Consider the following 9,266-nt stretch of genomic DNA (forward strand, 5'->3'; position numbering starts at 1 on the left):
AACATTTGAGGGGGCTGCCAATAACGTCGCATAATATATGTTATGTAAAGTCTTGCTCCGTCTTTTCGAATAATTGCCTGAAAACAAAGGGCATCAACTGATCATCATCATCTGACGCAATTCGGTGAGCCGCGCTTCAATCTCGGACAACGTCAACCGCTCCAGCCGTTCCAAGCTGAACGCTTCTACGCCAAACGACGCCACCGTCGCTCCATAAAGCAAGGAGGTTCTGATCGCCGCCTCGTCGGTTCGCCCGGAACGCGCCAGATGCCCCAGGAAACCGCCGGCAAAGGTGTCACCGGCGCCGGTCGGATCAGCCACCGCATCAACCGGATAGGCCGGAATGATCGCCAGCCCAGCCTTGGAGAAAAGCTGCGCGCCGTGCTCGCCCTTCTTGATCACCACGTAACGCGGCCCCATCGCCAGAATCGCCGCCGCGCACTCCCGCAGGTTGTGCCGACCGGTCAGCAACCGGGCTTCGCCGTCGTTGAGCATCAGCAGATCCACCCGGCTGATCACGCGTTCCAGCGCCTCCCGCGCAATAGTGATCCACAGATCCATCGTGTCGGCAATGACGAATTGCGCCCCGCAGGCCTGATTCAAGACATGCTCCTGCAGGTCCGGCCCGATGTTGCCCAACAGCACATACGGCGCGCTTCGAAAGGCATCCGGCAGTTCCGGCTTGAAGTCGGCAAACACACCCAGCTCCGTCCGGATCGTCCGGCGGTTGATGAAATCCGCCGCATACTCCCCGCTCCAACGAAAGGTCGGGCCGGGCGCGCGCTGCAAGCCGGTTAAATCGATGCCAAAAGATCGATATCGCGCCACAAACGCCTCTGGAAAATCCGAACCGACGATGCCCACCGCGCCGACGCGCGCGAAGAATGACGCGGCGGCGCAGGCGTAAGTCACCGAACCGCCCAATACATTCCTGCGGGATTCCACCGGCGTGGCGATATCATCAATCCCGATCGAGCCGACCACCCAGATATCGACCGCACGCGTCGCTCCGCACGCGCCGGCCTCCGTCATCCCATCGTTCATCGTGTCCCTACCTTTTCTGATTGAGATAATGTGCGATCGCATCGAATGCCAGGATATACCCGTAGCCCCCAAAACCCATGATCTGGCCGATGCACACCGGAACCGTCAGGCTTTGATGACGAAACGGCTCGCGGCTATGCGTGTTCGACACATGCACTTCGACGCAGGGCAGCCCGCAGGCGCTGATGGCATCGCGCACAGCCACGCTGGTGTGCGTATAGGCGGCCGGATTGATGATGATGCCGTCGCACATCCCGCGGCTCGTCCCGATGTAACGCACCAAATCCCCCTCGACATCGCTCTGATAATGCTCAACCGATCCGCCTGCGGAAGCCGCATGCTGGGTCACAGCCCGCACGATGCCATCGAGTGTCTCACGGCCATAAATTCCGGGCTCCCGTGTTCCCAGCAAGGCCAGATTGGGTCCGTTCACAATCCGTATGCGTATGTTCATGGGCATCCTACTCCTTTTCTCCGAGCCCCGGCCGGTCAGGATGTGCGCGTGCACAGCCTCCACGCGGCGTCGACGCGCGCCGCAACTGGGCAACCGGTATGCGGTGTTGCTGATGATCGCCTGACCGCACAATCACGATACCGCGCAACACGTCGTGGCCAATAACCACGCCGCTCACTTCGGGCCCGTGAACGTCAGTGCCAATGGGCGGCAAGGCATCCATCGCCTCACAGTATTGCTCATATTCGAACCGCAGGCAACACTTGATCCGTTCGCAGCCGCCGTTGAGACTCGTGGGCAGCAGCGGGATGCCCTGAATCTTGGCCATGCGGATATTGATCGGAACAAACTCTTTCTGCCACGTGCAGCAGCAATAGGCGCGGCCGCAGCAGCCGATCCCTCCGATCATGGCGCATAACTCCCGCGGCCAAACCGGTTTCAGATCGATGCGGGCTTTGATATCAACGGGAATCAGGGCGAGGACGCGCTTGGCATCCAATTCCTCATCACATCCGAATTGGATCGCAAACCGGTCGTGGTTCAGGCTGTAATGCGCATTCAGCGGCTTGAACGACAGACCGCTGGCCCGCACCCGTTCGGTGATCCGCCCCAAGTCAATTTTGGCTGCGGCCCGGTTGGCCTCGATCCGGCTCTGATCGGCCTCTGTGGCAATCCGGATGAATGTGGCGGTCGGCAGATGTTCCGCCGGGGCGTCGTCCACGACCACACCGTTCTCTGCGCAATCGTCAATCGCCACGATCACGGCGTCGCCCGCGCCGGGCACACGCGTGCCGGCCTTCAGGCGACAGATCAGCGCCCCTTTTCCAATGACATGCACCACACACAGTTGTTCCAAACCCGTCATACCCGTTTCTCCGCTTGAACACCCGTAACGATGCGGTCCATCCAATACGCCAAGACGTAATCTTCCGAGAGGTTGCGTTCCAATTGCCGCTGGATACCGTCGACGGCTGCGACATTGGCCAGAGCCTGTCCGGCTGTCAGCCCCGCCGCGCGCGCGCGCAGGATCTCCAGTTGCTCCGGATAGTGCAGCAGATCGGCCGAGCCGCCGGAACGAATCACCAGCAAATCCCGGTACCAGTCCTGCAGCGCGATCAAAACAGCCAGACGCCCCTCACGGTATCGCGCGCTGATGCGCGCACTCATCACATCGCATGACTCGTCACCATCACCCTCATCTTTCGCTTCGGCCCTGACCTGTTTCTCGGCCTCCTCTTTGATCGTCGCCAGCAGGGCACCGATCTGAGCGGATGTCGCCAGCGCCGACAGGGGACCCGGAGGAAGCGGCGCCGCCAGAATCTGTAACAGCTCGACGCGCCAGACGGCGTTGAGGGTGTGGACCTGATGGTCAACATCCAATCGCTGGCAGCGTGAGAGAATGGTGGGCAGGAGGTTCTGCGGACTGTCGGTGAGCAATAGAAACAGGGTCTGTGGGGGCGGTTCCTCCAGGGTCTTGAGAAAGGCGTTGGAGGCCGACGCATTCATGCGATCGGCACCCACGATGACCCCGACCTTCCAACCCCCTTCGAATGAGGTCTGTTCGATGGCTGGGAGCAACCGCTCTCGAATCTGATCAATGCTGATCTGCCGGGATTTCTTCTCGGGCACGATCCAGACGACGTCATATGCGGTTTGATCCCTGACGCGAACACAGCGGGCGCACGCGCGGCAGGGCGCATCTGGCTCCCTGCAGTAGAGCCGTTGCAAAATCCGGGTCGCCAACTCCCCCGCATCACCGCGGATGTCGCCGGTGATGATCAGGCCGCCGGGCATCCGCCCGGATGCGTGGGCATGCCGCATGCAGTCAAAGGCCGCATCAACCTGCATGACCCACCGCCTCTTCTGTTGCAGAGGGCGCTGGCAGATGGGGCAGCACCGCCTGCCAGACCTTCGCACACACCGCCTCCACCGGCTGCGCGGTGTCCAACACCCGGAAACGACGGGGTTCGCGCGACGCGAGATCGAGAAAACCGTTGCGAATTTTCTCGTGAAACGCCCGCGACTCCCGTTCAAAGCGATCGGCTGGCACCGCGCCCGCCTCTCCGGTCCGTGCATGGACGCGTTGAAATCCGATCTGCGTGCCGATATCGAACAGCAGCGTGAGGTCTGGAACCAACCCGCCGGTCGCGAACGTGTTCAACGCGCGCAGCGTATCCAAATCAAATCCGCGTCCGTAGCCCTGATAGGCCAGCGTCGAATCGGTGAAACGATCACACACCACCCACGTGCCCCGTTCCAGCGCCGGCACGATCACCTGCGCGGTCAACTGGGCGCGGCTGGCGCAAAACAGAAGCACCTCGGCGGTGGCCACCGGCGATTCCCCTGCTCCGTCGTGCTGCAAAAGCTGGCGCACCGCCTCGCCCGTCGGCGTGCCGCCGGGTTCCCGCGTGTGCAGCACGGTAACACCGCTGACGCGCAACTGCTCCGCCAGCCGCCGGCTGTGCGTGCTTTTGCCGCTCCCCTCGGGTCCTTCACAGGTGATGAACAATCCACGCATCCACGCCTACCGTTTCTTCAGTTTCTGACCGTCCTTGGAATCGCGGACCTCCCAGCCAGCGGACGCAATCGCATCGCGCAGCCGGTCGGACTCGGCCCAGTTCTTCCCTTTCCGAGCCGCGCTGCGGGCCTCAAACAACTGTTGGATCGCTGCGGGCACCGCTTCGTCGCGGACCCGCCCAAAATCGAGCACGCCCAGCACCCGGTCAAGCTGCTTGAGCAGGGCGGCAACAGCGGCCGCCTCCGCCGATGTCACCGCGCCGGCGCTCAGGGCGGCGTTGCCATCGCGCACCATCCCAAAGAGGGCCGCCAGCGCCTCGGGCAGATTCAGGTCGTCAAAAACCGCCGCGTTAAACGCATCCCGGCCGGAGGCCGCCCAGACGGGCAGCCCCTCGGACGGCTCGCAACCACCCGCCGTATCGGCGAGCTGGTCGATAAACGCATCGATGCGGGACAAGGCCGCCCGAGAGGCCTCCAGGGCGTCAAAGGTGAAGTTCAGCGGCTGGCGATAGTGGCCGCTGATCAAGACATAACGGATCCAGCGCCCCCCCCACCCTTTCGTGATCAGGTCGCGCAACGTGTAGAAGTTCCCCAGCGATTTGGACATCTTCTCGCCGTTGACGCGCAAATGGGCGCAGTGAAGCCAGTAACGGACAAACGGTTGCCCTGTGGCGCCCTCTGCCTGAGCGATCTCATTCTCGTGGTGCGGAAACAAGTTGTCGATCCCGCCGGTATGGATGTCGAATGATGCGCCGAGGTATTTCATGCTCATGGCCGAACACTCGATGTGCCAGCCGGGACGTCCCCTGCCCCACGGCGCGTCCCACGCGACTTCACCGTCCTTTTCATCCCACCCCTTCCACAGGGCGAAATCGCCGACGTTCTCTTTGTCGTACTCGTCAAGGGCAACGCGTGTGCCGATCTGCAGTCCCGCGCGGTCGAGATGGGCCAGTCGGCCGTAACGCGGAAAGGCGTCCACCTTGAAATAGACCGATCCGTCCTCCGTGCGATAGGCCAGCCCCTTGTCCAGCAGGGTCTGCACCAGCACGATCATCTCCGGGATGTGATCGGTCGCGGCGGGATAGACCTCGGCGGGCTCAATATTGAGCGCCTTCAGGTCGTCAAAAAACGCCTCGACATAGGGCTGGGTGTACGTCTTCAATGGCAGGCTGGCGGCCGATGCGCCCCGAATCGTCTTGTCGTCCACATCCGTCAAATTCATCACCTGCGTCACGCGCAACCCGGCGTAGCGGAGGGTGCGGCGCAAGAGATCCTCAAAGAGGTAGGCGCGAAAATTACCGATATGGGCGAAGTTGTAGACCGTCGGACCGCAGGTGTACAGGCGCGCATGCCCGCTTTCCAAAGGTTCGAAGGTCTCCTTGGATCGCGTCAATGTATTATAAAACTGCATCGTTCTCGATTCCTTTTATGATCCCGTCCGCGCGTCAGGTCCAGCGAGTGGCGCAACCGACGCCACGGCCATCGCGGAGATCCCCTCCCGGCGTCCAATAGCGCCCATCCCTTCGACCGTCGTAGCCTTCACCGAGACCGCCTGCACGCCGATGGACATGGCTGCGGCGAGCCTCTCGCGCATGGTCGGAATGAACGGAGCGAGCCGGGGAGCCTCCGCCAAGACGGTCGCGTCGGTGTTGACAATCCCCCACCCCGCCGTCCGCAGCCTGTCGGCCACCTGCCGCAGCAGGGCGAGGCTGTCGGCATCCTTCCAGCGGGCGTCCGAGGGCGGAAAATGGTGGCCGATGTCGCCGTCCGCGATGGCACCCAGCAGGGCATCCATAAGCGCATGCGCCAGCACATCCGCGTCTGAATGGCCGTCCAGCCCTCGCTCGTGGGGTATTTCCACGCCGCCAATCACCAGCCGACGGCCGACGGCCAGGCGGTGCGCGTCAAATCCTATTCCGGTCCTGATCATGCGGGCGAGTATAGCGAAAAATGCGCGCGAAAACAATCGCCGAGTCTCGTGATTGCCGAAAAGAAATCGCGCTGGCCTTTCTCCCCCAATTTTGGCAATCTGTAAACACTATGAACCGATCTGATACCAAACACCGGCCCTCTTGCGTTTCCTCAGATGTTTCCGGCCATCGCCGCAGGCAGACGATTGTCGAGTCGGACCAGCGCCAGCATCTGGACAATGCACCGAACCGGCCCGCCAGCATCCCTTTCTTCGTCGAGCGTCTGGTCAACGCGGCTACGGCCCCCAAGCCCCGTCCGCGCATCGGCACCCTGTGTAATTTCATTCCCGTGGAAATCATTCTGGCCGCTGGCGCGGATACGGTCCGTCTCGACTGCGGAAACAGCGCGGCGGCTCTTGCCGGCGAGGAGCACCTCGCGGGTGACATCTGTCCGCTCGCGCAGGCGACGTTGGGACTTTTCCTGCGAGAGGATGGCATTCCCAGCACCTGCGACGCTTTTGTGATCCCCGCTTCGTGCGATGCCAAACGCAAGCTGGCGGACATCCTCGCCGACTTCGGACCGGTCTTTCAGCTTGCGATGCCGACGGACCCGGACCCTGCGCGCCATGCCGATGAGATTATCGTCGAGTTCAAGCGACTCGCGGCTTTTGTAGCCGACATCACCGGCCACGCTCCGAACCGCGCCGACCTGCACGCCGCCATCAGCCTCACGGCGCGCCGCAGCGACCTCATCCGCCGCCTGCAGGATGCGCGGATCGCCCAGCCCGGATCGCTCTCCATACGCGATCTCTTCGTCACGGTTCAGGCTTCACTCTTCTCTCCCGAACCCATTGAAACCTGGCTCAAGCCGGCCGAGATTCTCCTCTCCGAGGTGCAGGCGTGTGTGCCCGAACCCCGCAGCTTCAGGCGGCGCGTGGTGCTCACCGGTTCGCCGATTGTCTGGCCGAACTTCAAGCCACTCAACCTGCTCGAACTGTGCGGGGCCGATGTCGTTGCCGATACCATCTGCACCGGCGGCCATTCGTGCTGCGATCCGGTCCGCGTCGCCGGCGCCAGCCTGGAAGCCGCTTACCGCGCGCTCGCCGAGCGTGCGGCCTTCGGTCTGGTCTGCCCGTGCTTCAGTTCGCAGGCCACCCGTCTCAGCCGCATCATTGATCTCGTGGAGAAGCGTCATGCCGACGGTGTTGTCCAGTATGCGCTCCGGTTTTGTCATGCGTTTGACCTTGAGAACTGTCGCATTGAGAGCACGCTTCGCGACCGCCGCATCCCGTTTCTCAACCTGAGCACCGACTACAATCTGGAGGACACCGAGCGGCTCCGCGCTCGCATCGAGATCTTCTTGGAGACGTTATGATGGACATTGACATCCCGTCCGACCACAGCTAACATGATTCGCGTCATATCAATCCGGGAGAACATCCATGTCACGTATTCTCAATTTCAGTGCCGGGCCGGCTATGCTGCCGGTCGAAGTCCTCGAAGCCGCGCAAGCCGACCTCGTCGATTATCAGGGATCGGGGATGTCGATCATGGAGATGTCGCATCGCGGCAAGGAGTACGAGGCGGTTCACGACGAGGCGATCGCCAACCTCAAGGAGTTGCTCGGGCTTGATGATGCGTTTGAGGTGCTGCTGCTTCAGGGCGGCGCGAGCCTGCAATTCGGCATGATCCCGATGAACTTCTTGGGCGCGGGTCAGACCGCCGATTACGTCAATTCGGGGAGCTGGGGATCGGCCGCCATCAAGCAGGCCCGTTTGATCGGCACGGTGGGCATCGCCGCAGATTGCGAGAAGGATGTCCCGACGCGCGTGCCTGCGCCCGGCGATCTGAACCTGACCCCCGGCGCCGCCTATCTGCACCTCACATCGAACGAGACGATCTCCGGCGCGCAATGGAAGGCGTTCCCAACCCCCAACGCACCGCTCGTGGCCGACATGTCCTCGGACATCCTGTCGCGCCCCTTCAATGCCAAGCCATTCTCGCTCATTTACGCCGGCGCCCAGAAAAACTTGGGCCCCTCCGGCGTCACGGTCGTCGCCATTCGCAAGGACTTTGCCGATAGGGAATCCAAGACGCTTCCCGCGATGCTGCGCTACAGCACGCACATCGAAAACAAGTCGCTGTACAACACCCCGCCCTGCTTCAGCATCTATACTCTGACGCTCGTTACCCGCTGGCTCAAGGCGTTCGGCCTCGAGCGGATGCACCGTCAGAACGTCGAAAAAGCGGCGATGCTCTATCAGCGGATCGACGCGACGGCCTTTTACCGCGGCACCGCCCGCAAGGAATGCCGCTCCGACATGAATGTGACGTTCCGCCTGCCGACGGTCGAGCTGGAAGACCTCTTCATTGCTCAGGCATCCAAGCTTGGCATGAAGGGACTCAAAGGGCATCGCTCCGTGGGCGGCGTACGCGCCTCGATCTACAACGCCTTCCCCGTCGCCGGGGTTCGGACGCTGGTCGACTTCATGTCCGACTTTGAAGCGCGCAACGGGTAAGCGCCATTCCATCCTGACTCTATTTCCCCTTCACATCCTCTCTTCTCCTGCGAACGTCCGGCATCATGGTGGCGAGATTGCGAGTCTACCATGCACGACGTGGTTCGGCCAATTTCTGTGACAACCGACCGGCCTTCTCCGCATATTCCTTGAACAAATCCACATAGCACCTGTAGTTAGCGTAGGACACGCCTGGAGGAGTCTGGTGATCGCAACTGACAAGGAATCCGCCCTTGGCAGCCGTCGGCAAAAGCCTCTCAAATTCCCTGCGCATGGCCTCCGGCCCTTTGTCCATGGTCATTTTATCGAAATGACCAATGAACTTCATGCGCGGGTGGTCCCTCCGCAACGTCGCGATGTCAACACCCGCTTGCCGCTCAAGGGGCAGGATGCCGTCCAGCCCGGCCTCGGCAAACCAGTGGGCAGGAATGGCGATGTCTCCATCTGAATCAATTATGGGGAGAACCCCCTTGGCGCGCAGGGATGGAATAACCCGATCGTAATAGGGGCGCATGAACTCGTCGAAGCAGTCTTTGGATAGCATGGGGCCGTTGTTGTAACTCATGTCCTCGCCAAAGGTCATGAAATCCGGAGTGCAAATTGAGCACACCTGCTCGATTACGAGCAGGATCCAGTCGGCCAAGTCCGAGTTGATGCGGTGCATCAGTTCGGGTTGATCGTAGAACGCGTACAAATGCCGTTCGATTCCCAGAAGGCCCCTGGCAAACCAGAAAAAGCCATCCACAGTGAACCAGAGCACAACGTCCCCGTGCTCCTGTTCCGCCGCCCAGACCCGCCAACGCGCAGCATCAACAGGATCCG

10 protein-coding genes are annotated in these 9,266 nt (G+C 61.7%); 2 read left to right on the plus strand and 8 right to left on the minus strand.

What is annotated here, in order from left to right; genetic code table 11:
* Positions 1–93: 93 nt before the first annotated feature.
* Genes FJ222_10475 through FJ222_10505 form a run of 7 tightly spaced genes read right to left on the minus strand, consistent with a single transcriptional unit; the run spans position 94 to position 5,945 of the window.
* Positions 94–1,032 (minus strand): sugar kinase, encoded by a 939-nt coding sequence (locus tag FJ222_10475; protein MBM4164846.1) that lies wholly within the window; start codon positions 1,030–1,032, stop codon positions 94–96.
* 19 nt (positions 1,033–1,051) lie between these two features.
* Positions 1,052–1,492 (minus strand): type II 3-dehydroquinate dehydratase, encoded by a 441-nt coding sequence (aroQ, locus tag FJ222_10480; protein MBM4164847.1) that lies wholly within the window; start codon positions 1,490–1,492, stop codon positions 1,052–1,054.
* Positions 1,493–1,505: 13 nt separating this feature from the next.
* Positions 1,506–2,363 carry a hypothetical protein gene (locus FJ222_10485; GenBank protein MBM4164848.1) on the minus strand — a complete coding sequence of 286 codons (858 nt, stop codon included), beginning with the start codon at positions 2,361–2,363 and terminating at the stop codon, positions 1,506–1,508.
* Positions 2,360–3,346: a hypothetical protein gene (locus FJ222_10490; protein ID MBM4164849.1), complete on the minus strand. Its 987-nt coding sequence runs from the start codon at positions 3,344–3,346 to the stop codon at positions 2,360–2,362. The genes FJ222_10485 and FJ222_10490 overlap by 4 nt, the downstream gene beginning before the upstream one ends.
* Positions 3,336–4,016: a dTMP kinase gene (locus FJ222_10495; protein MBM4164850.1), complete on the minus strand. Its 681-nt coding sequence runs from the start codon at positions 4,014–4,016 to the stop codon at positions 3,336–3,338. The genes FJ222_10490 and FJ222_10495 overlap by 11 nt, the downstream gene beginning before the upstream one ends.
* A gap of 6 nt (positions 4,017–4,022) precedes the next feature.
* The gene (locus FJ222_10500; protein MBM4164851.1) at positions 4,023–5,426 is read right to left on the minus strand and encodes a cysteine--tRNA ligase; all 1,404 of its coding nucleotides are present in this window, start codon (positions 5,424–5,426) and stop codon (positions 4,023–4,025) included.
* A gap of 15 nt (positions 5,427–5,441) precedes the next feature.
* Positions 5,442–5,945: a 2-C-methyl-D-erythritol 2,4-cyclodiphosphate synthase gene (locus FJ222_10505; protein ID MBM4164852.1), complete on the minus strand. Its 504-nt coding sequence runs from the start codon at positions 5,943–5,945 to the stop codon at positions 5,442–5,444.
* A gap of 20 nt (positions 5,946–5,965) precedes the next feature.
* On the opposite strand from FJ222_10505, the gene FJ222_10510 reads away from it, so the two are divergent.
* Together FJ222_10510 and serC are read left to right on the plus strand one after the other, a co-directional pair.
* Positions 5,966–7,300, plus strand: a complete 1,335-nt coding sequence (locus FJ222_10510) for a 2-hydroxyacyl-CoA dehydratase (protein MBM4164853.1) — start codon at positions 5,966–5,968, stop codon at positions 7,298–7,300.
* Between the two features lie 67 nt (positions 7,301–7,367).
* On the plus strand, positions 7,368–8,444 hold the full coding sequence (gene serC / locus FJ222_10515) for a 3-phosphoserine/phosphohydroxythreonine transaminase (protein ID MBM4164854.1): 1,077 nt from the start codon (positions 7,368–7,370) through the stop codon (positions 8,442–8,444).
* Between the two features lie 85 nt (positions 8,445–8,529).
* Here serC and FJ222_10520 read toward each other — a convergent pair.
* Positions 8,530–9,266: hypothetical protein (locus FJ222_10520; protein ID MBM4164855.1), on the minus strand; the 737-nt coding region annotated here is incomplete at its 5' end.

Source organism: Lentisphaerota bacterium, from assembly GCA_016873675.1.
Taxonomy (GTDB): domain Bacteria; phylum Verrucomicrobiota; class Kiritimatiellia; order RFP12; family JAAYNR01; genus VGWG01.